Genomic DNA, 24,819 nt, shown 5'->3' with positions numbered 1-24,819 from the left:
TGAATATCGAAACGATAAAACGTCAAACGCGGACTAAAGCGGTTCAAAGCAAGCTTCCCATGCAAATCGGATACGGCGTATTGTATATTCTGTTGACGGTTGTTGCTATATTTCAAATATTTCCGCTCCTGTGGCTGCTGTTGTTCTCTTTGAAAAATAACGAAGAAATATTTAATCTGGCTCCTTTTGCGCTTCCCGAACGGTTCCGCTGGGAGAACTACGAGAAAGTATGGACGCAGGGCCATATTAGCGCCTACTTTTTTAATAGTATTTGGATGACGGTCACTTCGGTTGCTGTGACCGTATTGTTCGCTAGCTTCGTAACTTTCGCTGTGACGCGAATGAAGTGGAAGCTGCAGTCGTTCGTGCTTGGGCTATTCATGGTGGGACTCATGATTCCGGTACATTCGACGCTCATTCCGCTGTTCAGCTTATTTACGAAAACCCATCTGACGAATCATCCACTGTCTCTGATTTTATCTTATATCGCGTTTAACTTGCCAATAACGATCATGATCATGCTCGGTTTTTATTACACGCTGCCGCGGGAAGTGGAAGAAGCGGCGATCATGGACGGATGCTCCGTGAATCGTCTATTTTTCAGCATTACGCTGCCAATGACCGCATCGGTCATATCGACTGCTGTCATCATCAATATGATCTACAATTGGAACGAGTTTATTTTCGTCAATACGTTTATTAGTTCGGATAAATACAAAACGCTGACGGTCGGTATCCAAAACTTTATCGGCCAGTATACGACGGATTGGGGCGCAATCGGCGCGACGCTGATGATCAGCATTTTGCCTATTCTGCTTGCCTTCGTACTGCTTAGCAACCGCATCGTAGAAGGTATTGCTGCAGGATCTGTCAAAGGCTAACAAGCAAAAGCAGCATCAATATGTACTTCTGTTTATGAACGAAATAACAGAGAATGGGGTCATAGGTTGAATAGACACGTTGGAAAGGAACCAATTTCAATGTCAAAAACTGTTAAACGCAACGAGCCGCTGGTCACGCATATCTATACGGCAGACCCTTCTGCACATATTTTTGATGGAAAAATCTATATTTATCCTTCTCATGACCTTGACCGCAACAATACTTCTAATGATAATGGCGATCAGTACGATATGGAAGATTATCATGTCCTGTCTATGGAAGATACGGAATCTTCTTGTACCGATCACGGAGAAGCGCTTCATGTCAAAGATGTTCCATGGGCTTCCAAACAAATGTGGGCTCCGGACGCAGCGTATAAAGACGAAAAGTATTATTTGTATTTCCCTGCCAGAGACCACGATGATATCTTTCGAATCGGAGTGGCGACGAGTTCTTCTCCCTCCGGCCCATTTATCCCCGAACCAGGCTATATTCCAGGGAGCTTTAGCATCGATCCGGCAGTCTTCATGGACGACGACAATCGGGCGTATATGTATTTCGGTGGTCTCTGGGGTGGACAATTGGAGAAATGGAAAACGGGCGAGTATGTTACTGATGGTCAGGGGCCTGCCCCAGAAGAGCCGGCTTTAGGACCAAGAGTCTCAGAATTAAACGAAGGTATGCTTACATTTCAAGATTTCCCTGAAGAAATTTTGATTCTCGATGAGCAGGGAAACCCTCTTGTTGCTGGAGATGAGGAACGAAGATATTTTGAAGGACCATGGGTTCATAAATACAAAGGGAAGTATTACTTGTCCTATTCGACGGGTACGACCCATAAAATCGTTTATGCGATGAGCGAGAATCCCAAGGGACCGTTTGTATTCAAAGGAACAATCCTTACGCCGGTCGTCGGATGGACAACACATCATTCGATCGTGCAATTTAAAGACAAATGGTATTTATTCTATCATGACAGTTCTTTGTCAGGAGGCGCAGACAACAAACGTTGTGTTAAATTCACCGAGCTTGAATATAACGAGGACGGTACGATTCGACCCATTTCCCCCTACAAGAGCTATGTGGAAGGAGATTGAAGGAGAACGTTCCTTTTAGGGCGATCAATACGCCGTTCGTGTCTGATGATGCGGTTCTGCGTGAAAAAAATAAAAAGGATGAAGTGCTGCGCAAGCTCCTTCATCCTTTTTGTCCGTTTACTCGCCGCGACTCACACGAAAACCTTGATCGGGGCCCTTGCCATTCGCCTCGAACTTGCCCCGAAAAGATAACTCGGTGTTGCTGACGTCGCCGATCCAACCGCCGCCCTTCACAACCCGGAAAGAACCGCTATTACTATCCAAGTCTCCGTACCAGTTCCAGCACCATTCCCTTACATTACCTGACATATCGTAAATTTCTAACTCGTTGGGTTTCTTGAGACCGATAGGTTTTGTTTTATTATTGTTGTTTTTTATGATAGGCCAGTTCCATTCTCCTGATAAGTATTTATCTCCAGCGTTTTTCCAATACCATGCTACTTCATCTACATTATTGCTTCCGCTGTATGTGTAACTCTTGCTCATCTGACCTCCACCTGCAGCATATTCCCACTCTGCTTCTGTCGGCAATCGGTAGCCATTAGCTCCTGAATCGATCGTTACTGTCCATTTTATATCATCGTTATCACTCTTATTATTCGGATCTTTTGTATTCTTATCTATATTGTAATACGGTTTTAAGCCCTCTTTTTGGCTCCTTTTATTACAGTACTCAACAACGTCATACCAGCTTACCGTTTCTACCGGCAAATTATCGCCTTGGAATGTTGAAGGATTGCTTCCCATTACCTCAATCCACTCTTTTTGAGTTACCTCAAATTTGCCGAAATAAAAGTTCGATATGGTTACGCTTTTTCCATAGTAGTTGGACTTTGTGTTCACAAAAGCCCCGCCTTTGACGAATACAAAGTTATCATTCTTTGCAGGCTTTTCTTGCGCACAAGCGCTAACAACGACCGTTATTGCCATTAAAAATAAGAAAATTAATAGCTTTCTCATTGATAATCTCCTTTAAACGGATAGGAAAGTTAATGAAATATAAGGCCGCCGGCTGCGAGACCGGCCGCCCTTAGCAATATCAATGATTAAAAGGCATTCGCCATATTCTGGAAAAGATCAGGAGCCCGTCAGTTGCCCTGCTTGCAGGAGACCTGTTACCACACCGTTACGTTAGAGCTCCCGCTACTTTGATATCCCTCTGTCGCTAATATCTGGTAAGCCCAACTACTCCCCAGATTCATTCCGTAATTCTTCCATGCGTTAACGTGGTTGCTAAAAGTGATAGCGGAGTTGCTCCCGGTCGCTCTCTTAGACTGTCGGACACTCCAGAACTGGGTGAAGGTTTGAGTGCCGTCAATGGAAGGTGCGTTGGTTCGCGTAGCCGTATATATGTCATATGTGCCGCCATCACTGTTCACTGTGCCTTTATACGTTCCAGTAGGTCTATAAGTGCCCCAGCTATCGACGACGTAATATTCAATGAGCGAGTTTCTCGTCCATCCATACAGAGATAAATACCCATTGCCGGATGGCGACCAGACGCCGGCATTGTAGTTTACTGTCCTGGATGCTGATCCCGTCGTCCAGCCTTTACCAACAACAAAGTTACCGCTATTTGTCCATGTAACACTATAATTGCCACCAGATCCATTGGTAGCATTTACTGTCCCGCCACCATCGGTCCAATTTTGCCAGTAGTCTGTCGCTGCATTTGCGGTTGCTGCAAGCAAGCTGGTACAACTCATTGAAGCTGCGATAACTAACGTCAAGATTTTCTTATTAAACTTAAACATATGTTACCTCCTAAAATATTTATATTTTTATTTGTCGATACTTACCTACAAACCACTTGCATATTACCTTTTAAAATTCACTCCCTTTCATTTTTGTCGGTTGTTTCTCTTTGCAGTACATAACTTATACTGTGTCATATCTCGTGAACTTCTGAATATTACCTCCTCCCTAAGCAAATTATAAAAGTAAGCGCATACATAAACACGTAACAAATTAAAGAATTTACCCCCTATTTTTAAATAAATTTCCAATGTGACCACACGTTATGCCCACAAGGCATTCACTTGAGCTTCTTACTCCACGCTGCCAAACTATCTTCTCCGTTCACGTAAATGCGTTTCAACTGCAAAGGTTTCTGCGAAGAAGTCGTCCGGCCTTGTTCAATAGTAAAGGCGTACCGGAAACCGACCTCTTTTAAAATTGCGAGCGTTTTCGAATTGAAATCTCCGTATGGATAACAAAATACATCTGCCTTCGTTCCGAGCTGTTTCTCGATTTGTCTCCGCGCTTCCATGATCTCTTCTTTCTGTTTCTCTGCGGTAAGTTTCGAAAGATAAGGGTGCGTCATCCCATGGGGCTGAATGGTCCATCCAGCTTTATGCATGTCCTTGACTTGTTCCCAGTTCAAATAGTCGGGCTGCCCAATCGCTCCCGGCGATATAAAGAGTGTCGCAGGAAATCCGTACGGCTTCAGTACTGGCAAAGCGAGCTCATAGTTATCCGTATACCCATCGTCGAACGTAAGCAGTACCGGCTTGGCTGGAGGCTTCAGTTCCTTTTCAAGAATAAGTATAAAATCGGACAGCGTAAGCGGCGTGTAGCCGTTTTCTTTTAAATACGCCATTTGCCGGGCAAGCTTGTCAGGGTGGAGTACAAGCGTATTACCGGGTTCATCGCCAATGCTGTGATAATTGAGCACAGGAATGGAAATTTCCTCCGATTCAGTCGGTTGTTCGGGTTCTTTAGCAGGGGCTGCGGGTGTAACTGTAGGCGTGATTGGAGCTTCTGCTAGAGTTGGCAAAGGCGTAGAAGGAGTCAAGAATGTTACTGGTAACGGCTCGCTGTCTTGCGAATCCGCAGCAACGATCGATGTTATAGGCGTCGGCATCGGTGAAGGACTTTCTGTGTTAATTGTCGGTGTTAAAGGTTTAGGATGATTGCTATAGAGGAGTAGTGAAACTCCGAGGATAGGTATCCATATCACGGCAGCAGCGGTTATCCATCTTTTCATAGAGGTCCTCCAGTAGAATCGTAAAGAATACACACTGCCAATTTATTCGTTTTCCTATGAAAATATGTCCCGAGCCGCATCAATCTACGGAACTTTCAATAGGTTGATAAAATAAATAAAACCGCCATCTCGGGCGGTCAGCAAGTTAAGGTTCATCGATGTATTCTTCTTCGTTCGGAATGCTGTTAAAGAGGTTTTTATCTGCTTTTGCATTGTCCTGGGTTTGTTCTTTGTCGCAGTTAACGATACATTTCATTATTTCTTCAGAGTTATCTCGAAGATTCGTATATTCGACCAATGTAGGAACCTCCTTTCATGGAAAGTAGGTTTTCCAAGTTTAAGACAATTATCCAAAATGGGAAAGGGTTTAGGTTTTGCTTTTATCGCGGGAGAATTTTTTAAACTCGATTTCCTTATCGAAAAAGTAACCGCCATCGTCCCTTGAAGGCTGGAAAATGGTTTCTTGCCAGCGTTGGTAGGCGTAAAGCAAGAGGGAAACACCGCTCATCAGTAACACGAGCTGCCATTTCGTGACGTTAACAAGCGTAAATAAACCCGTTCTTTCCAGGGGATCGTTAAATACGTAGATATATACACTATCAATGATTACATTTGCAATGAAATAGAGCCATAACTTGCCGTAGGTGAAACGGAAAATCCACAACGTGCCGACGAGGAATAAGCCGTAAACAAATGAAACATTCGTAATGTTTCCCCAAGGAACGATTTTAATTTTGATGGTCCACCAGTTATAGACATAAGCAATTTCGAAAAAAATCGTGACGATAAGCGCAGCTAAAATAGAAACAGGCATATAGCGTTTGACCATGGATTTTTTCATCGCAAACAGAGAGATCCAGGGGAGAATTAAGGAGGTCCACAGTATGATTGTAACCATCATCGTTTTTAACACTCCAATCAGCGGTTTCCAGCTAGTATTTCCAAATTATTGATTTCCAAAATAGGCTTGTTAAAAATAAAAAGCTGTATTATAGTAGTCCTTAATAATACTACTAATAACTAAGAGGGAGACTTACTGATGAATCATTGTTTCGTTGTCTTGCTGGAGGTTGATCCTACATGGCTGGCGCTGTCCAGAGAAATGCGCAGGGAGTATGCGTCAGAGCTGTATGAGATCATTGGGCGACATGCGGCAGAAGTGAGGGTGCGGTATTTCGACGCGGATGCCTTTAGCGGGAAATGCTCGGACTTTGTTATCTGCGAAACGCAGAATACGGCCCAGTATCACTACATGTGGGAGGCGCTTAAGGATTCTCAAGGATTCAGCGGCGGTTATTACCGCATCAAGGATGTCATATATGGGATCCAGAATGCGTACCAAGCTTATGAAACTGAAGTGCTGGGAATGGAAGCAGAAGCCTATACGACCTAAATGCGGGAAATCATGTTACAATGATAACCATGTAAATGATTAACCGGCTTAAGGAAAGAGGGGCGCTTGCATGGAAGAAGTCTTGCAACATTTAAAAAATCTCGGCTTCACGGAGCTTGAAGCCAAGTGCCTGCACGTGCTCGCGGATTGCGGCACGCAGACTGGCTACGAAATCGCCAAGCGGCTTGGCGTTTCGCGCTCGAACGTATACTCCGCGCTGCAGAAGCTTGCGGAGAAGGGCGCCCTGCTCACCAGCCACGGTGAGCCGACGCTCTACCAGAGCGTGCCGATCGACGAGATCGGCGATAAGATTGAGGCGGAGCTGCAGGCTTCGCTCCGTTTTGTGAAGTCGCATATGCCGAAGCAGGATGCGGATCGGACCGAGTACTTCAGCCTAGAGGGCGACGCCAAGGTCATCGAGCGCATCCGCACCGAGCTGAAGAAGGCGAGGGAAGAAGCGCTCTGTGATCTGTGGTCGGAAGAAGCAGAGCTGCTGAAGGACGAGCTGGCGCACTCGCAAAAGCAAGGCGTGCGGATCTTGGCTTCAACCGTCGGTGAAGTGGAGCTGCCGAACGGTGTGCATCAGTTTCCGCATGGCCGCGAGGAAGTTTGGCAGGCGCGGAATGGACGCAAGTTCACGCTGCTCCTCGACCGCAAGCTGGCGATCATCGGCACACGAGGCGGCGGGGAGCCGACCAAAGCGATGCTGACGGAGCATCCGGCGATGGTGGAGCTGCTTTTGAATAATTTTTTTCATGATGTCGTGATGTATGAGCTGCAGCGAGATATGGGCGCCAAGCTGGAGGATAAGTACGGCAAGAGCTTTAAGAAAATCATTCAGAAGTACACGGAGGTTAAGCCAGCTGAGGCCAATCAGGCTGAAGGGAAGACAGCCGAGGGGAAGACAGCGGAAGGGAAGAGGAGAAAAAAGAAATGATGCAGCGTAGGCAGGAGCAGGGGACTGAGCAAGGGCGGGAGCAAGAGCAAGGGCAAGGGCAAGAGCGAGAGCGAGAGCAGGAGCAAGAGCGTATTTTACTCGCGGCGGAAGCGCTCGTGAAGGAAAAGCTGGAGCGCGATAGCAGCGGCCACGATTGGTGGCATATTTATCGCGTTGTGCAAACAACGAAGCGGATCGCCGCCGTAGAGGGCGCCAATCGCTTCGTCTGCGAGCTCGCGGCGCTGCTGCATGACGTCGCCGACGAGAAGCTGAACGCCGATCCGGCTGCTGCGCAGCGGGAGCTGGCGGCGTGGCTGGCCGGCAGCGGTACGCCGGCGGCGCAGATCGACCACGTGCTGGAGATCATCAGCACGATGTCGTTCAAGGGCGGCGCGCGGCCGCCCATGCGCACGCTCGAGGGCCAGGTCGTGCAGGATGCCGACCGGCTGGATGCGATCGGCGCGGTGGGCATCGCGCGCGTGTTCGCTTATTCGGGCTGGAAGGGGCGCCCGATTCACGATCCCTCCGTCATGGTGCGCGAGCACATGACGGAAGCTGAGTATCGCAGCGGGAACGATACGGCGATTAATCATTTTTATGAGAAGCTCCTGAAGTTGAAGGAGCTGATGAACACCGACTTCGCCCGCAAGCTCGCGGAGGAGCGGCACCGTTTCATGGAGCAGTATCTGGAGCAGTTCTATGCGGAGTGGGATGGCGAAAGATAGCGAGCAGCAAAACTATGCATCTGTATGAATGAGCCGGCAACGGCTCTTTTTTACCACCTCAGAATGTTTAAGTTCTTTACAGCGCTAAAGCGCGTAAAACAACGCGGCATGAATGTCTGATTGGCGAATAAACCTACCGTCTCATTGGGGTCCCCACAAAGTATTCGGAAGTTGCCTCGAAGCATGACTTCACTTTGTGGGGTGGAAGAGCGGTTGCTCATCTTCGAAAGACATCGATAGAGGTTTATCTCACTGCCAGAATTTATATGTTGGGGGAAGCACATTTGCGTGTTTGAGAAGATAGACAGTTACCAAGGTACCCTCATCAGAAATTGGAGTTTATTTCCAGTTATTATGACTTGATGTGTCTGCATAACGCCCTCGTACATCTGCTTAAGTTCTTACTTGGTTTCTTTTCTTTCGTCTCAGGCCCACTAACTCTCCCTCTCTACTCTAAGGCATCGTTGGTCTCTAATAAGACACTCTATAGTCTCTAAATAGTTGTGATTCAACCGCCAAAGATAGCACAGAGAACAAGATTCCATGTTTAACGAATAAAGTTCTTTAATTATAGACTTTTGTTCTATCGAACTCGTTTTTGACCATTTTTCATTCATTTTGCGTCAAACTAGTACACTAATAGCGCCTCATGTTCTCTGTTGCGATAGCGTCAAGAAGGTTGTCTATTTAAGTTTGGGTATCCTTCGGAATGACGGATGCAAATATTTGCGATTTTGGCACTCGAATTATTTTACTTCGTCGATTTATGCCTTTTGCCATCATTTAGCGTCAAAGGATGCTAAAAGTAGCCCCCCTATTTAGCTTTTCAATCTGTAAGTGCAAGGGCTGGGGCATCATTGTGATTCCGGATCGGAAACGGTTGGAACCCAGCGCCCTATTCCCTCTCCATGCGGATTCGCCTTCGTTAGCGTGAATTCAACGCTGAATTTCGCGCTTAACCCGCTCCCGCCCGCTCACCCCCGCGCCTCGCTATCAGCCCCTCCCTACTCAAACGAAGGCTTCGTCAACGGGCAATTCGGCAAGCCGAGGATTTCTACATTGAAGTCGGCAAGCTTGTGCAAGAAATAGCAAGTTTCAGGAAGATGATGCTCCAGGAAACGCAGGGTCAGGCGGCTTAACAGCTCGGTATGCTGGTACTCGCGAATCACTTCTTCCACAAGGCGGTAGAAGGCTACGACGGTCACTGCGACTTGTCGAGCGAATTTTTGCTGGACGGGGAAGTTCGGCGCCGTAAAGCGGAGAAAGCCGCGTATCGCCGTGTTTTTGACAATATGGGCTTCAAATTGCTGGGCGAATTGTTGGGTGCTCTTGCCAAGCTCAATCTCGGTAGGATCGAGATGATTGCCGAGCAGCACCGCATGGCCTAACTGATCTTCCAGCCACATATCCATTAAACTCACGAGCGGCAGAGGTTCATAAGGCGCACCGTTCGTCCAGTAGGAGAGGATCCGTAAATACTCCCCGTTTTCGAGCAGCGTTCCATTAAAATAAACCGGCGTTAGAGAGATAACGATTTTATTTTGCAGGCGAAGATGCTGTAAGTAGCCTTCAAATTGATAATACCCGAGCGCCACCGGATAAATATCTTTAGACAGCTGAACCATTATATCAGACGAAACCGGCAAGGAAGGATCGGTCTTGAGCACGCGATCGCGCAGCTCGGTAAAAGCCCCGATATACCGCCTTGCTGTAGCTATCCATTGAACTTCTTCCGGAGCCAGCGCCTCATCCACGAAGATCGCATGGTCCTGCAAAATTTCCACCCAAAACAAGTGCTCCTGCCAAGGCGTCATCGTCCCATTCAAGCTCATGGGAATTGTCCCTCCCTATCGAAAAATCCCGATAAATCACGGGTTGAAATGCTCCACACCGAATTGTATTCGCCCCAAAAAACAACAAGAACAAGCAAAGTCGAATTTTGTGTTAAAATAAAATGAAAATGAACCAACACTACAATCGAAGAAAGAGATGTTACGGATATGAAAAAAGAAGCTAAATATATCGCAACAGTATCGCTTGGCGTTATGGGGGCTGGATTTATCGCCACGCTTCCGGTGTCTTCAGCGGTGTGGGGCTCCTTCCTGCAAGGCGGCTTCGAAGCGGGCGTCGTCGGTGGCTTGGCCGATTGGTTTGCGGTTAGCGCTTTGTTCCGCCACCCGCTGGGCATTCCGATTCCGCATACGGCGCTGCTGCCGAAGAATCGTGATAAAATTACAAAGGCACTCGTCTCCACGGTCGAGAATGAGCTGTTGTCCAAAGAAACGATACGCGCGCGTTTGCAGCAAATTCGTTTTCTGGAACGGGGATTGGAGCTCGCCGAGAGCCATTTGGACAATGAAGCGCTTCATAAGGGATTGGCCGCTATCGCCAAGCAGGCGCTGCATGCCGTTGATCTTGAAAAATTAACGCCGCTGCTGGCGGAAGAAATTCATAAAGCGCTTCAGGACATCGATTCAAACGGGCTCGTTCGAACGATCGTGAATGGTATTACGGAAGCTGGTTACGAAGGCAAGACGCTCGATTATGTGCTGGATAAAGCGGAGGCGTGGGCGGTCAAATTCGAGACGCGCGACCAGCTCGGGGGCATGGCGATCAAAGCTTTCGAGGGCCTGCAATCGAACGGCTTCATGGCCTTTGCCGTCAATGCGTTCATCGGTATGGTCAGCGAGGAGAAGCTCGGCAGCATCATCCAAAATTTCCTGCTCACCTACATCGAGCAAATGAGAGCCAAGCAGCACCCACGCAGAGAAGCTGTCCTTAGTTTTATTCGCAACGAGCTGGACAAGTTGGATAAGCATCCTCAGCTTTTGGCGGAACTGGAGCGTTTAAAGGAAAAGCTTCCTGAGCTTTTCTCGCTCGAAGAGAAGCTTGCGGCCGTGCTGGAGCGGTTGAAAGGCAAAGCGGAGGCTTTCGTGGAGCAACCGGAATTTGCGCCGCAATTCGTGGTCCCTCTGTTACGGAAGCTGCTTGCTTCTGTGAAAGAAGACCCTGAGCGAATGGATCGCGGCGAGAGCTGGATTCAACAGCAGATCGTCACCTATCTGGAGCAAAATCACAGCAAAATCGGGCAGCTCGTCAAAGAAAACCTGGATAAGCTGGATAACGAAACGCTAATTGAAATGATGGAGGACAAGGTCGGTAAAGACCTGCAATGGATTCGCGTCAACGGCGCAATTTGCGGCTTTATTATCGGCCTTGCTCTGACCGGGTTGAAACTCATGTTTTAATTTTATTTGTATTATTTTTTTGGGGGATTAAGACGATTGGAGGTACGCATTTTGATTGAAATTAAGGATGTCAGCAAGACCTTCATACAGCGGATCGGCGGCAGCTATAAAGCACTTGACGATGTTTCGCTCACGATTCAAAAAGGAGAGTTCGTTTCCTTGCTCGGGCCATCCGGATGCGGGAAATCAACCGTTTTGAATCTGGTCGCCGGCTTCGAGACGATTAGTGAGGGGACGATTCAGGTCAATGGGAAAAAGGTGACCGGTCCCGGTGCTGACCGTGTCGTCGTCTTTCAAGAGCACGGCCTGTTCCCGTGGTTGACGGTGCTGGACAATGTCGCTTTCGGCCTCAAGCAGAAGGGCATCGGCAAGAAAGAGCGCCACGAGCTCGCGATGGAGCAGATTAAGGCCGTGCACCTGAGCCGTTTTGCGGACCGCTATCCACACGAGCTTTCCGGCGGAATGCGGCAGCGGGCGGCGATCGCCCGCGCTTTGGCCATGGATCCGGAGATTCTGCTCATGGATGAGCCGTTCGCGGCTTTGGATGAGCAGACACGACTCATTTTACACAAGGAACTGGAAGAAATCTGGATGCGCACGCGCAAAACGATCCTCTTCATCACCCATAACATCCGCGAAGCGGTCATTCTCTCCGATCGGGTGGTCGTGATGTCCACGCGACCGGGCAAGATTAAGAAAGAGTTTGTCGTGAAAGCTGCGAGGCCGCGGGACAGCGCGGATTCGGTGCTGCATCATGTGGAGAACTCGATCATGGACGCATTAGCGGATGAGCTGGAGAAAGTGGTAAGGGAGGAAACCGGCGATGAGTACAGCATTAAGAAGAACGATTTTTCTGGTACTGCTTCTGATAGCTTGGGAGGCGGGATTTAGAATTTTCGGTTGGGGCTGGAAGTTTCCTTCGGTTACGCAGACGCTGCAAGCGTTTTATGATGGTATCGTCCACGGGGAACTGATTGTAGCGACAATTGCGAGTATGGCCAGACTATTGGTCTCATTTATCATTTCATTACTGATTGGGACAACGCTTGGATTCTTGTTTGCACGCTATCGGCTGCTGGATGACACCATCGGCTTCGTTGTGGTCGCGCTTCAGACGATTCCCAGCATTGCATGGCTTCCATTTGCTATTATTTGGTTCGGTCTTAACGAAACTTCGGTAATTTTTATCACGACTTTGGGCGCTACATGGACGATGGCCTTGTCGAGCCGCACCGGCATTAAGAACATCCCGCCGATCTACCTGCGCGCCGCGCAGACGATGGGCACCGGCAATGGCCTCAAGATGTTCGTGCAGGTGATGATTCCAGCGGCGTTCCCTCATTTGATCAATGGCGTACGCACCGCCTGGGCATTCGCATGGCGCGCGCTTGTAGCCGGCGAGCTGATCGCCAAGGGCGCCGGTCTCGGGCAGCTGCTGCAGGATGGGCGCAACCTTGGAGATACATCGCTCATGCTATGCATTGTCATCATTATTGCGGTGCTGGGCACGGTCTCCGACCATTTCTGCTTTAAGAAGCTGGAAGATAAAGTGCTGGAGCGCTACGGCCTCGCAGGCTCGAAGTCATAATGGGAGTGCAGACGATGACAATGAGAAAATGGGCGTGGGTCCTAACGCTGTTTCTACTGGCTTCCACATTGCTGACGGCTTGCGGAGATGAGGTCACACCTAGCGGCAAAGCGAAGAAAGTTCGGCTGGGCATATTCAAAAATGTCACGCACGCGGCAGCCTACATCGCACTGGAAAAAGGCTATTTCCGCCAGGTATGGGGCGAGGATGTGGACATCGAAGTCACCGCTTTCGATAACGGTTCCGATCTGTCCATCGCCATGGCGACCGGAGATATCGATATCGGCTTCGTTGGGCCGGGGCCGGCGACGACTTTTTATCTCAAAAGCCAGAATTTCCGGGTCATCTCCGGGTCGAACAACGGCGGCGCTGTGCTGGTAGCCCGCAATGGGGCAGGCATTAACACTATTAAAGATTTAGTGGATAAAACAATTGCGATTCCGTCTAAAGGGAATACGAACGAAATCTCGCTGCGCATGCTGCTGCAGCAAGAGGGCGTAAGTCTGGGAAGAGGAGCGGACAGTGCACATCTTATCGTACGCTCTCCGTCGGATACGCTGATCTCGTTCCGGCAGCAAGAAATCGACGCGACGCTCGTGCCGGAGCCGTGGGGAACGCAGATTGAGAAGGCAGGACTTGGCAAGGTCGTGGCCGATTGGCAGGAAATACCGCCTAATCATGGCGATTATCCGACGGTCATCATGGTAGCTAGCGACAAGTTTATCCAGCGGCATAGGGATATGGTGAAAGGTGCGATTCAGGCCAACATTCAGGGTATCGCCTTCATTCAGAACAGCCCCGATCAAGCGTACGATCTCATCAATAACGAGCTGAAAAAATACAGCGGTAAAGGCATGGACAAAGCGTTGATCAAAGCCTCGCTTTCGCGGCTCAAACTGACCACGGACGTAGATGTGAAGGTCATGGAGGAGATGGCTAAGGTGTCGATTGATGCCCGATATGTGAAGGGCATTAGGAAAGAGGAGCTCGATCTCAGCAAATTCGTCGATCTTTCGATGCTGCATGAGGTCGAGAATGGGAAGTAAGCACAAGCAGCCTGTTTCCAACCGATGAAGGGATAGTGCGTGCCAGCTTCGCTGGTACAACCCGATGAAGGAGTGGTGACAGGCTCTTTTCTTTAACCGTGCGATGCTTTTGCATCGAGAACAATCGTTCGTTAATGAAGCCCGCAGAGACGCCAAAAGGAAGGAATCCCCGCCTAAGGTAGCTTAACACTCCTCTTACATCTGCAAGAGTTGTTACTTGGTTGCATCAGTCTCAACGAACACTCACTCACTCACTCACTCACTCACTCACTCACTCACTCACTCACTCACTCACTCACTCACTCACTCACTCACTCACTCACTCACTCACTCACTCACTCACTCACTCACTCACTCACTCACTCACTCACTCACTCACTCACTCACTCACTCACTCACTCACTCACTCACTCACTCACTCACTCACTCACTCACTCACTCACTCACTCACTCACTCACTCACTCACTCACTCACTCACTCACTCACTCACTCACTCACTCACTCACTCACTCACTCACTCACTCACTCACTCACTCACTCACTCACTCACTCACTCACTCACTCACTCACTCACTCACTCACTCACTCACTCACTCACTCACTCACTCACTCACTCACTCACTCACTCACTCACTCACTCACTCACTCACTCACTCACTCACTCACTCACTCACTCACTCACTCACTCACTCACTCACTCACTCACTCACTCACTCACTCACTCACTCACTCACTCACTCACTCACTCACTCACTCACTCACTCACTCACTCACTCACTCACTCACTCACTCACTCACTCACTCACTCACTCACTCACTCACTCACTCACTCACTCACTCACTCACTCACTCACTCACTCACTCACTCACTCACTCACTCACTCACTCACTCACTCACTCACTCACTCACTCACTCACTCACTCACTCACTCACTCACTCACTCTCCCAGACTATTCTAAGGCCCATGGTTCTCTAATAAGACACTCAAATGACTCTAAAAATGTGAGATTCAACCCGCCAAAGATAGCATAGAGAACAAGATTCCATGTATAACGAATAATGTTCTTTAATTATAGACTTTTGTTCTATCGAGCTCGATTTTGACCAATTTTCACTAAATTTGCGTCAAACTGGTACACTATTAGCGCCTCATGTTCGTTATTACGAAAATCGCTTAGGTTCTCTCTTGCTAACTCGTCCATGTTCGGTTTTGCGAAACCCGTCCATGTCCTCTGTTACGAACTCGCCACAAGTTATGACTAAATCATTAATACATTCAATCTCCAGAAAGCTGATTTCGTCCCTATTCGGAAATGATGTAAGACAGATTTATGCGAATAAAAAGTTGTCTAGTATAGGAACGTCCACCTAATTTACAGATAATTTAGAATGTTAAATTAAAATTGTGTTGTCAAAACAAAATGATGGTCTTATACTGGGAATAGTTGTATATGGTATCGATACCAGAAAACGCTTACTTTATGCGGGTGCCATGCCAAAAAAGAAATGTTTTCTGTCATTCGCATTTTGGAATCGCTACCATATGGATTAGCAGCAACCCATAGGAAGGTGGTTATCTCATGGAAACGAATTTGTCGCAAACCAGAGTGGGTACTGCGGCGAAAAAGAGCAACGCTCTTTTGGGGAAAAGGATACTGCAGCACAAGTATTTGTATCTCATGCTCCTTCCTTGTATCGTATTCTTCGTTATTTTTTCGTACATCCCGATGGGCGGACTGATGCTGGCCTTCAAGAATTATCAGTTTAACAAAGGGATCCTGGGCAGTCCGTGGGTGGGATTTACGTATTTCAAGGCTTTTTTTAACGATTATCAGAGCGGGATGTTGATTAAAAACACACTGATTATCAGCAGTATCAAGGTATTTCTAGGCCTGCCCTTTCCGATTCTGCTTGCGCTGATGTTCAACGAGGTCAAAAATCGCAGATTCAGGGGTATCACACAAAGCATTTCGTATCTCCCGCATTTTCTTTCTTGGGTCATCGTCGTCGGTCTCATGCAGCGGGTACTTGCTCCTGATACGGGGCTGCTCAACGAAGCGATCCAATTTTTCGGGGGGGACGGAAGCACCTTCTTCATGATGGAGAGCAAATACTTCTATCCGCTCATGTTTGGAAGCCATATCTGGCAAAGCATAGGATGGGATTCGATCATTTATTTGGCTGCAATGGCCGGGATCAATCCGGAGCTGCACGAAGCCGCCAGAATCGACGGCGCGAACAAATGGCATGAAATCTGGCATGTGACCTTGCCAGGTATCAGGTTAACGATTTCCATTCTCTTTATATTGTCGCTGGGCAGTATCCTTCAGGCCGGATTTGATCAAATTTATCTGATGAGAACGCCCGGAAATATGGAACTGGCCGATATTCTTGATACCTATATCATTCGCGTCGGACTTCAAAACGGACAATACGGCTATGCGACTGCTGTAGGCTTGATGCAGGGCATCATAGGATTAATTCTAGTCGTTGCTGCCAATCGGGCATCAAGAAAGTTTTTTGACGAATCAATATGGTAGCGATACCAGGATGTTCCGCTTTTCAATGTTGAAGGACACCTCCAGGTGTTTTTCATAAAAATTAATGGAGAAGAGGAGTCAGGTATGAGCAAAAGATGGGTCAAATGGTTTTCCGTGCCTCTGGCAGCAAGCTTGCTGCTTGCCGGTTGCGAAAGTTCCAGTCCTACTGCGGGGGAAGGGAACAGTCCTACGCCTTCAGCCGTTACGACCGACAGCAGCAAGCCCGCAACCTGGATTGCTGACAGAACCATCAAGGGGCTGCTGTTTATTGACAGCGACGATGTAACTAAAGACATCAACCCGGAGATTGCCAAAAAGCTGAAAGAAATGACGGGGATTACTTTGCAAATGGAAGGCGTAAACTCGGAGCATGCGATTGACGGTCTGATTGCAGGGCTTGCTTCAAATGATTTGCCGGACTTTATCGTTTACTATCTGAACAACAGCGGACGTAAGGAAATGCCGGTTATTATGAAAGCAGCGAAAGAAGATATGTTCACGGATCTGACTCCTCTTCTGAAAGGCACCAAGGTATACAGCAAATATCTGGAGGAGAAGTATTTGCCGCTGGATACGAAGTACGGTGTTATGTTCCGTCCGGAATTTAACGGGTCCAGTTATTTTGTCCATATGAACGTTCAAAGAGAGGGCGGCTACGAAGAGCGGAAATATGTCGGAGGGCCGTACATTCGTAAAGATATCGCTGATGCGCTGAAGGTCGATCCTAGAACGATACATACAACGGAGCAAGTGTATGAGCTTGCGCAAAAGATCAAAGCGGGCAATTTCAAAGATAAAAACGGAAAAGAAATTATCCCGATTGGACCGCGTTATTGGGGAAATAGCAATCATGAGAACGGGCCTCTGTTCAGTGATCTGACTTGGGGAGCGATTGACCAAGGTTTTGAAAAGAACAAGGACGGCAAAATCGTTCATGAAAGCCAAACGGAATATCCGATGAAGCGTATCGAGCTGGTTCAAAAGCTTTTGAAGGAAAAATTGATGGCACCCGATTATTACGCCATGCCGGAAAACAAAGCGACGGAAGGAGCGATTAACGGCTCATTCGGCATTATCGGCGATATGCACAATTATCTGGATTTCGATAAAGATCTGACCTATCTTCCGCTTGGTCCTATTAACTCCGTAGATGGCAGCTACCAGATGGCGGTTGACTATAAGAGCGGGTACATGGCTTGGTCCATTCCGAAAACAACGAAGAATCCGCAGGATATCGTCAAATTTGCCGATTTCTTGGCCAGTCGTGAAGGGAAGCTGCTATGGCAGTATGGTCTGGAAGGAAGAGATTATACGCTTGATGCCAAAGGCAACCCTTTGGTTAAAAAAGAAGTGATTGAGCTTCGGAACAAAGATCCGAAAGCGGCTAAAGAGTTGGGCTTTGACGGCGTGGGAAATAGCTGGGGAGGCTATCTCGGCAGTACGGATATCAACAGACTAGGCGATTTCGGTGAAATGCAGTATGGCGATGCCGTCGCGCCGGAAGCGAATGCGGCACCATTGAAAATTGCCGAATATTGGGGCTATGACGAGAAAAAGAAAAACGCCATCATGAACGACGGCTACCGTCCGCTCTCCTTCATAAACGAGTTCGCCCAAGGTAATGAATTGAAAACAGCGTTAACCAACTATAATGAAAACGTCATTCGCGCGTTCTATGCCAAGAGCACGGATGAAGCGCAAAAAATTCTGGATGCTGCAAAAAAACAATTGCAAGCAGCCGGTTTGGATCAATTCGAAGAGCTGCTGCAGAAGAAAGACAGCGATCCGAAAACGAAGGTCATTCTCAAATAATCGAATTTTGTTGAGCTGGGGAGTCGGCGCACCCGCAGGGTGGCGGGCTGCCGACAAAGGGAAGAAGCGACTTTGCAGGCGGCCCCCTTGGCGGGGCGCACTTCTGAGCACGGGGAGAGATTAACGTGGTAAATGAATTTTACAAGCTCTCAGCAGGTGAAAAGATATTTAAGTTCGTTAATTATGCAATGATTATTCTCCTGTGCCTCTCTATCGTACTGCCGTTTCTGAATATACTGGCACTATCCTTCAATGCAGGCAAAGATGCAGAACGTGGAGGCATCTACTTCTGGCCCCGGGTTTGGACGCTGGAAAATTATCGCGAAGTGTTTACATCGGCCAATATTGGCAAAGCGTTTGCCATTTCCATATTCCGGACGGCCTTGGGGACCTTGGCAGGCGTCTTTTTATCAGCTATGGCTGCCTATGCGTTAAAGAGCAAGACGATGCCGGGTGTACGTCCTTTTACGCTTATGGTCTTCTTTACGATGCTTTTTTCCGGCGGGATTATTCCATATTATATGCTGCTCAAAAACCTGCATTTGACCAATACGATCTGGGTCTATGTGATTCCGGGGCTATATAGTGCGTGGAATCTGATCATCATGCGCACGTTCTTCCAGCAAATCAGCATCAGCCTGGAAGAATCGGCTAAGCTTGACGGCTGCAATGATTTTGGCATTTTTATGCGGATCATTTTGCCGCTCAGCAAGCCTGTACTGGCAACCATCTCTCTCTTTACCGCAGTAAGTCACTGGAATGACTGGTTTACGGGAGCTTTTTATGTCAGAACCGCTTCTCTTAGACCTTTATCCACACTGCTGCAGGAGATGTTAACCAAGCAAGATGCGATCCGGGAATCTCTTATGCAGGCAGCCGGTTCGACGCAGTTTCAAATGCTGGAACGCATGCAGCTTACTGGGGACTCCTTGAAGATGGCCACGATCATCGTCGTCGTGGCGCCGATTATTTGCGCTTATCCCTTTATTCAAAAATATTTCGCCAAGGGCGCGATGATCGGATCCGTCAAAGAATAAATGCAGCGGCATAACGGTAACGAAGTTGTGAACGCAAATTATTTATGATCTTCGGTCGATCCTATTGTATGATAAAATGTATAAAAGGCGGATTCGGAACATTTTCTCAGCCGCTTTTTGTCGAATCATAAGAGATAATGTTACAAGCAGGAAGGATGATGATCATGGCGCCGAAGATTAAGGACGTGGCCAAGAAAGCGGGCGTATCCGTGACAACCGTCTCCAGGGTGCTGAACGGAGAAAAATACGTAAAGGACGATCTGAAAGCCAGAGTCAAGCAGGCGATTGATGAGCTAGGCTATGCGCCGAGCCATATCGCAAGGAGTCTGGTGCGGAAGAAGACGAACCTGATTGGCGTCATTGTTCCTGATCTTACATCAAGTTTCTATTCCACGATACTCAGCAGCATCGAAGAAACGGCGAGTATCAATGATTACAATCTTCTGGTTTGCAACATTATCGAGGATACGGATAAAGAGCTTAAATATTTAAACGTGTTCAAAGAAATGCGCGTTGACGGCATTATTATTATGCATGAAAAATTAAGCGATGAAATTCGCAGTTTTATCAATAAGCTGGATATTCCGGTGATTTTCTCAAGCGTAAGACCCATAGATCAGAAATTCGTATCCGTCATTATTGACGATTATGAGGCCGCTTATGACGCTACCCGCTATTTAATCGAGCTTGGGCACGAGCGAATTGCTTTTATCGGCGGGGATATGCGCGACGTCACTTCAGGTCAAAACCGTTATGTAGGCTATCGCAATGCCCTTACGGATCAGCGTATCAAAATCGTGTACGATTATATCCGATTCGGTGACTATAAGACGCAAAGCGGGTACCTTTTAATGAAGGAGCTTCTGTCCTGCGAGCCTCGTCCTACTGCCGTTTTTGCGGTCAGTGACGATATGGCGGTCGGAGCGATCAACTGCATTCATGACCACCGGCTCAAAGTACCGGACGATATCTCCGTTATCGGATTCGACGGAAGCCAGCTCACGGAGCTGGTTCGTCCGCGGTTGTCCTCGATGGAGCAGCCTATCCAGGAAATGGGGAAAATTACGGTCAATACGTTGATCGAGTTGATATCAGAACAAGCGGATGCCCCGCGGGAAGATTTGATTTTGAAGCACAAGCTGATCGTCCGCGACAGCTGCAGGGCTTATCGGAAAGAGGGGTAGCACATTGAAAAAATTTGATGCGGTTGTCATCGGTGATGCCAATATAGATCTTGTGGTGGTCGGTTGTAACCAGCTTCCTCAACCGGGTCAGGAAATTTTTGTTGAGAATATGATGCTGCACGTAGGCGGCGGAGCGGCATTATTCTCGATCTCATTAGCCAAGCTGGGGCTGCATGTGGCCTTTGACGGCGTTCTTGGAAATGATGGCTACGGTCATTATATCCGGGAGCAGTTCGCTCAATATGGTATCGATACCAGCATGATTCGGATCAGTAAAACGAGCCAAACGGGGATCACGATCGCGATTAATCCGGAGCAAGATCGTTCCTTTATTACATATGCGGGTTCCAACGGCGAGCTTCAAGTAGGCGATCTGGATCTGGCCCAAGCAGCATTAGGCCGACATGTCCATATAACCGGTTATCGAGGACGGCGCAATCATGATGAGTTCGTCACAATGGTCAAAAAGTTGAAAGAGACAGGCGTCACGCTGTCTTGCGACGTTGGCTGGGATGATACCGGAGAGTGGTATTCCGGGGTATTCGAGTTGATGCGTCATGTGGATGTCTTCCTCATGAACGAAACCGAAGCACATCATTATACCGGCTTCGAGCATATAGATGACAGCTTGAGTTATATGTCGGGCTATTGCAGCCATGTTGTCATCAAACTCGGTTCGAAAGGCGCCGTTGCGATGAAGGATGACTTGCAAACGCATAAGCCGGGGTTTTCGGTTCAGGTGGTCGATACGACAGGAGCGGGCGATTCTTTTAATGCCGGCTACATATACGGGTATTTAACGGGCGAAAATGTTGAAACATGCCTGCTGTACGGCAATGCCTGCGGAGCTCTGTCGGTCGGAGCTTACGGAGGCAGCACCGGCACGCCGGACAGGGAAGACATGGAAGCTTTTATCCGACAAAATAAGGACTAGGATCATTCATTTTCTATTTTGGAAAGATACAGCGGCCAATATGGTTGTCATCCCCCATAGAAGAAACCCGCCATATACAAGGATGCAGACCCAAAGCTGCATATCTCCGATTGCTGCATGACGAAGAATATTCAAGCCAGCGGATCCAAAATAAGTGAATGCCGTACCGCCTAGCCAAGCCGGCAAAAGTATCAACCGGCGATCGATCTTTCTCCCCCAGGATTGAACTAGTGACAGCCCAAGCAGTGAGGCTATGCAGGCAAGAATAGCGGTGATATCGATCCCGTACGAATAAAGAAAATATATGACGGGATTCCCCGAATTCATGGAAATGTGCAGTTCTGAAACGCCTTTATCGGACCAACCCAGAGCGATTCCAAATGCCCATAAAGTTTTCATAACGGCATAAGGCATTAATACTACAGCTGCTGTATAACCCCATAGCTTTGAGTAAAGCCATTTGTTTCCTGTATTATTCATTGTTCTATTTTCCTTGTTCATTTGAATTTCATTCATTTCAATCACCTCTACTTATGAAAAAAGTTAAATTGGGCGAATAAACCTTGATCGAAATTGGCTGAGTTTCGACTTATTGCCAGTACAAAAAGCGTGGTCAGAAGAACAATGAGGAGCAAATAAACGACCGTCCCCCGTCTGAATGTGCGAGGAGAAGCGCCGGTCGCTTGAGCGTAATGGGCAGCCGTTAAGCCGGCCAAGATGCCCATGATCACAAACCAAGGCTCGTAGAATAAGAGATCCCATAAAGCCATATGACGGAGATCGCCGATCAAGTTAGGGAAATGAATCGTAATAATCCCACACAAAAACAAGGACTTTGTTATGATCCCACTCATTCCATGCGCAAGTAAAAAAGCCGTACAAACAAGGGTGGGAATCAATATGAGCAGACGGTGGATCTGCTTTCCTCCTATCAAAGGGATGTTCGCCGGAATAACTTTTCCCCACGGCTTAACGAGTGCGAGCAGGATAAAGCCGCAGATCAGGATGATGACACCAGCGATGTAGCTGGCCATATAAAACCCTTGTAGAACTATCGGATCTTTGAATTGACTTTCCCCACCGCCTATTTTACCGCCTGCCGCTTCATAGAAACGAACGAAAATCGCATAAAAGAGCGCCATTAGGAAACCTGCATAAGCAGGCCATACCGAAGCTTTTGTAAACCGTTCAAATAAATTCATAACCATCCTCCTCCAATTTCGCATCTATTACATAAATTAACCCTACATCCACTCTAACCGGCGAAGGTTAAAATGAAGGTAGGGTCTTGTTTAAATTTCGTTTAAATATATAAATGAATGCGGGTTCCAGTCGCTGAACTTGATATTTTCCATTTCAGATTCATTTCCTGAAGCATGAGCGAAACGATGGACAAGCCGATTCCGGCCCCTTTTCGATCAGAAACTCCCTGCATACCAGGCCCTTTGTCTTCAATGACAATTGCTGTACTTCCAGCAAGTTCTTCTGTGTATATGCCCAAGTAACGACCGTTTTGCGCATGTCTAATTACATTTTGGAAAAGGTTGTCCAATATGCGGTTGAACCATTGCGGGTCTACATCCCAGATTAGCGAAGTTTCCGGCAACCGGACATCGACCTCAAAGTTCTCCTTTTCAAATACCGGGTACCAACCGGCTGCAGACGTGCGGATTAAACGTATCATATCCGTCATTTTTTTCCGCAAGGTATACTTTCCTGCAGATAATAACGTAAAGGAAAGAAGGTTCTCCAGCAATTGGTCCAGTACAGCCACTTTGTCTTCAATCAAAAGAAGCGATTCTATTCCTTTTGAAGATAAGTTTTCTTTTTGCAGTGTATACGTATGACCCTGAATATTGGTGAGCGGGGTGCGCAAATCGTGAGACAGGCTGGAAATGAGTTCCTTGCGCAGTGATTCCTCTTCTTGCTCCCTTTTCTTGCTGTTTTTCAATTCGACGGTCATGTGATTAAATGCCAATCCTAATTCTCCGATTTCATCTTGTTTATTCACGACAATCGGGGCGGGAATTCCAGTCTCATCCGCAAGCGTCATTGCGTTTTGGAGGTGAACGAGCCGCTTCCGAATACTTGAGAAAAACAACCAGGAGACAAACAGAAAAACAACGAATACAGAAAAGACGTAGACCAGTAAATACCTGTCATCAATAAGCGATAAGCTGGGTGACTTGGTAAGGGAGAGCGGCACCTGGAAAACCATGACGCCTTGGTTAGGATCGCCTCCAATAAAAGAAATGATCGTGAATGGGCCATTACCGACACTTTTCTCAATAAACTTCATATTCGTTGTAAATGTCCATTCGTCAGGTATACTCTCTGAATCGTCGGAAAGCTTAAACTTCGTTTTTCCTGCCCCGTCAACCCAGAACATTGTCGCCAAAGAATATTGTTCTTTTAAACTAAGAAGTTGATTGGTTACCTGCTCCGAGGAGGCGCCGTTCAACTTTTTCGCTTCATCTCGCCACATGTATTCCAATTTTTGGGTATTATAGTATTTTGATTTTTGCTCCGCATTTTTATCAAGGAGTAGCCCAGGGAGGTAATAGAGGGGCAAAACAAGCGGCCATATAGCAAGAGCAGCAATTACGATTAGTAAATACTTGGTCAACAGGGAATGACGTAATTTCATACTTTCACCCTGTATCCGATTCCCCGGATCGTTTCTACAATTTGCGGATTGTTCGGATCCTGTTCAATTTTCTCTCGCAAATGACGAATATGTACCATTAAGGTTTTATCCCCTTCGATATAGGGATCGCCCCAAACAGCTTCATAAATTTGTTCCTTTGTTAATATTTGATTTTGGTGACGAAGTAGATAAATGAAAATTTGGAATTGCTTTGCCGTCAGTATAACTTCACGGTTAGACCTTGCATCCATAATGACATTTTGATCTAAAAAGATGTGCAGATGAGAGAGTTCAATGAGCGGAGGGGATATTTTCTCAAACCGTCGGAGCAGCACTTCAACCCTTGCCGCCAGCTCATCAGGGTGAAAAGGTTTGGTCATATAATCGTCTGCAAACTGAAGCCCCTGCAGTTTATCCTCAATTGCCGATCTCGCGGAAAGCATTAAAATAGGGGTCTTGGAGAACCCCTTTTTCAAACGTTGTCCGACTGAAAAGCCATCCAGTCCAGGAAGCATAATATCGAGTATCACCAGGTCGGTTTCTTCCATATGCGGGGTTGCGCCATCTCCAGATGTAAGCCAAGTTACATGATAGCCTCTTTCCGTTAAATCTTCATTTACCCAAGTGCCCATTTCCTTATCGTCTTCTATATATAAAAGCTTCTTTTTCAAGGAATGCTCTACCTCCGCTTAAAATCATATAGCATATAAGATCAGATGTTATCCATATTACCATATTTAGGATGCATGCACGCGTAAAAA

The 24,819-nt window shown here is 47.3% G+C and carries 24 protein-coding genes; 14 read left to right on the top strand and 10 right to left on the bottom strand.

Going from position 1 to position 24,819, the window contains the following annotated elements; genetic code table 11:
- Positions 1-59: 59 nt before the first annotated feature.
- Positions 60-881 (top strand): carbohydrate ABC transporter permease, encoded by an 822-nt coding sequence (locus tag ACFQZT_RS15795; RefSeq protein WP_379301751.1) that lies wholly within the window; start codon positions 60-62, stop codon positions 879-881.
- 99 nt (positions 882-980) lie between these two features.
- On the top strand, positions 981-1,979 hold the full coding sequence (locus ACFQZT_RS15790; protein ID WP_379301473.1) for a glycoside hydrolase family 43 protein: 999 nt from the start codon (positions 981-983) through the stop codon (positions 1,977-1,979).
- 117 nt (positions 1,980-2,096) lie between these two features.
- Here ACFQZT_RS15790 and ACFQZT_RS15785 read toward each other — a convergent pair whose 3' ends face one another.
- The 5 genes from ACFQZT_RS15785 to ACFQZT_RS15765 all read right to left on the bottom strand — a co-directional run bounded on the left by ACFQZT_RS15785 (position 2,097) and on the right by ACFQZT_RS15765 (position 5,866).
- On the bottom strand, positions 2,097-2,939 hold the full coding sequence (locus ACFQZT_RS15785) for a formylglycine-generating enzyme family protein (RefSeq protein ID WP_379301471.1): 843 nt from the start codon (positions 2,937-2,939) through the stop codon (positions 2,097-2,099).
- Between the two features lie 155 nt (positions 2,940-3,094).
- A complete protein-coding gene (locus tag ACFQZT_RS15780) occupies positions 3,095-3,733 on the bottom strand; it encodes a glycoside hydrolase family 11 protein (protein WP_379301469.1) in 639 nt (212 codons plus the stop codon).
- A 281-nt stretch (positions 3,734-4,014) separates the two neighbouring features.
- On the bottom strand, positions 4,015-4,965 hold the full coding sequence (locus tag ACFQZT_RS15775) for a polysaccharide deacetylase family protein (protein WP_379301467.1): 951 nt from the start codon (positions 4,963-4,965) through the stop codon (positions 4,015-4,017).
- Positions 4,966-5,110: 145 nt separating this feature from the next.
- Positions 5,111-5,263: a hypothetical protein gene (locus ACFQZT_RS15770; RefSeq protein ID WP_379301465.1), complete on the bottom strand. Its 153-nt coding sequence runs from the start codon at positions 5,261-5,263 to the stop codon at positions 5,111-5,113.
- Between the two features lie 69 nt (positions 5,264-5,332).
- A complete protein-coding gene (locus tag ACFQZT_RS15765; protein WP_379301463.1) occupies positions 5,333-5,866 on the bottom strand; it encodes a hypothetical protein in 534 nt (177 codons plus the stop codon).
- 138 nt (positions 5,867-6,004) lie between these two features.
- Here ACFQZT_RS15765 and ACFQZT_RS15760 point away from each other — a divergent pair, with 138 nt between their 5' ends.
- The 3 genes from ACFQZT_RS15760 (at position 6,005) to ACFQZT_RS15750 (ending at position 8,020) form a co-directional block, all read left to right on the top strand.
- Positions 6,005-6,358, top strand: a complete 354-nt coding sequence (locus tag ACFQZT_RS15760; protein ID WP_379301461.1) for a darcynin family protein — start codon at positions 6,005-6,007, stop codon at positions 6,356-6,358.
- A gap of 82 nt (positions 6,359-6,440) precedes the next feature.
- Positions 6,441-7,295 (top strand): TrmB family transcriptional regulator, encoded by an 855-nt coding sequence (locus tag ACFQZT_RS15755; protein ID WP_379301459.1) that lies wholly within the window; start codon positions 6,441-6,443, stop codon positions 7,293-7,295.
- Positions 7,292-8,020 (top strand): HD domain-containing protein, encoded by a 729-nt coding sequence (locus tag ACFQZT_RS15750; RefSeq protein ID WP_379301457.1) that lies wholly within the window; start codon positions 7,292-7,294, stop codon positions 8,018-8,020. The genes ACFQZT_RS15755 and ACFQZT_RS15750 overlap by 4 nt, the downstream gene beginning before the upstream one ends.
- A gap of 1,004 nt (positions 8,021-9,024) precedes the next feature.
- On the opposite strand, the gene ACFQZT_RS15745 is transcribed toward ACFQZT_RS15750, so the two are convergent.
- Complete coding sequence (locus ACFQZT_RS15745) at positions 9,025-9,852, bottom strand: DUF2935 domain-containing protein (RefSeq protein WP_379301455.1); 828 nt, start codon at positions 9,850-9,852, stop codon at positions 9,025-9,027.
- A gap of 168 nt (positions 9,853-10,020) precedes the next feature.
- Between ACFQZT_RS15745 and ACFQZT_RS15740 the strand changes: the two genes are divergently transcribed.
- The 9 genes from ACFQZT_RS15740 (at position 10,021) to ACFQZT_RS15700 (ending at position 21,411) form a co-directional block, all read left to right on the top strand.
- Positions 10,021-11,268, top strand: a complete 1,248-nt coding sequence (locus ACFQZT_RS15740; protein ID WP_379301453.1) for a DUF445 domain-containing protein — start codon at positions 10,021-10,023, stop codon at positions 11,266-11,268.
- Positions 11,269-11,319: 51 nt separating this feature from the next.
- Entirely contained in the window at positions 11,320-12,159 is an 840-nt protein-coding gene (locus ACFQZT_RS15735; protein WP_379301749.1) for an ABC transporter ATP-binding protein, read from the top strand.
- Complete coding sequence (locus tag ACFQZT_RS15730; RefSeq protein ID WP_379301451.1) at positions 12,092-12,856, top strand: ABC transporter permease; 765 nt, start codon at positions 12,092-12,094, stop codon at positions 12,854-12,856. Before ACFQZT_RS15735 ends, ACFQZT_RS15730 begins: the two co-directional genes overlap by 68 nt.
- Before the next feature lie 14 nt (positions 12,857-12,870).
- Entirely contained in the window at positions 12,871-13,902 is a 1,032-nt protein-coding gene (locus ACFQZT_RS15725) for an ABC transporter substrate-binding protein (protein ID WP_379301450.1), read from the top strand.
- Positions 13,903-15,496: 1,594 nt separating this feature from the next.
- Positions 15,497-16,444: an ABC transporter permease gene (locus tag ACFQZT_RS15720; protein ID WP_379301746.1), complete on the top strand. Its 948-nt coding sequence runs from the start codon at positions 15,497-15,499 to the stop codon at positions 16,442-16,444.
- A gap of 84 nt (positions 16,445-16,528) precedes the next feature.
- A complete protein-coding gene (locus tag ACFQZT_RS15715; RefSeq protein WP_379301448.1) occupies positions 16,529-18,256 on the top strand; it encodes an extracellular solute-binding protein in 1,728 nt (575 codons plus the stop codon).
- Positions 18,257-18,444: 188 nt separating this feature from the next.
- A complete protein-coding gene (locus ACFQZT_RS15710) occupies positions 18,445-19,293 on the top strand; it encodes a carbohydrate ABC transporter permease (protein WP_379301744.1) in 849 nt (282 codons plus the stop codon).
- A 164-nt stretch (positions 19,294-19,457) separates the two neighbouring features.
- Positions 19,458-20,477: a LacI family DNA-binding transcriptional regulator gene (locus ACFQZT_RS15705; protein ID WP_379301446.1), complete on the top strand. Its 1,020-nt coding sequence runs from the start codon at positions 19,458-19,460 to the stop codon at positions 20,475-20,477.
- A 4-nt stretch (positions 20,478-20,481) separates the two neighbouring features.
- Positions 20,482-21,411: a carbohydrate kinase family protein gene (locus tag ACFQZT_RS15700; RefSeq protein WP_379301444.1), complete on the top strand. Its 930-nt coding sequence runs from the start codon at positions 20,482-20,484 to the stop codon at positions 21,409-21,411.
- Between the two features lie 6 nt (positions 21,412-21,417).
- Here ACFQZT_RS15700 and ACFQZT_RS15695 read toward each other — a convergent pair whose 3' ends face one another.
- The 4 genes from ACFQZT_RS15695 to ACFQZT_RS15680 form a co-directional block, all read right to left on the bottom strand.
- Complete coding sequence (locus ACFQZT_RS15695; RefSeq protein ID WP_379301442.1) at positions 21,418-21,927, bottom strand: hypothetical protein; 510 nt, start codon at positions 21,925-21,927, stop codon at positions 21,418-21,420.
- Between the two features lie 11 nt (positions 21,928-21,938).
- A complete protein-coding gene (locus tag ACFQZT_RS15690) occupies positions 21,939-22,613 on the bottom strand; it encodes a DUF3995 domain-containing protein (protein ID WP_379301440.1) in 675 nt (224 codons plus the stop codon).
- A 101-nt stretch (positions 22,614-22,714) separates the two neighbouring features.
- Positions 22,715-24,058 carry a HAMP domain-containing sensor histidine kinase gene (locus ACFQZT_RS15685; protein ID WP_379301438.1) on the bottom strand — a complete coding sequence of 448 codons (1,344 nt, stop codon included), beginning with the start codon at positions 24,056-24,058 and terminating at the stop codon, positions 22,715-22,717.
- On the bottom strand, positions 24,055-24,690 hold the full coding sequence (locus tag ACFQZT_RS15680; protein WP_379301742.1) for a response regulator transcription factor: 636 nt from the start codon (positions 24,688-24,690) through the stop codon (positions 24,055-24,057). Before ACFQZT_RS15680 ends, ACFQZT_RS15685 begins: the two co-directional genes overlap by 4 nt.
- Positions 24,691-24,819: the final 129 nt, after the last annotated feature.

It is taken from the genome of Paenibacillus sp. GCM10027628, assembly GCF_042676385.1.
In the GTDB taxonomy this organism is placed as follows: Bacteria; Bacillota; Bacilli; order Paenibacillales; family NBRC-103111; genus Paenibacillus_E.
The sequence above is the reverse complement of the archived record's forward strand: the minus strand, read 5'-3'. Positions and strand labels throughout refer to the sequence as shown.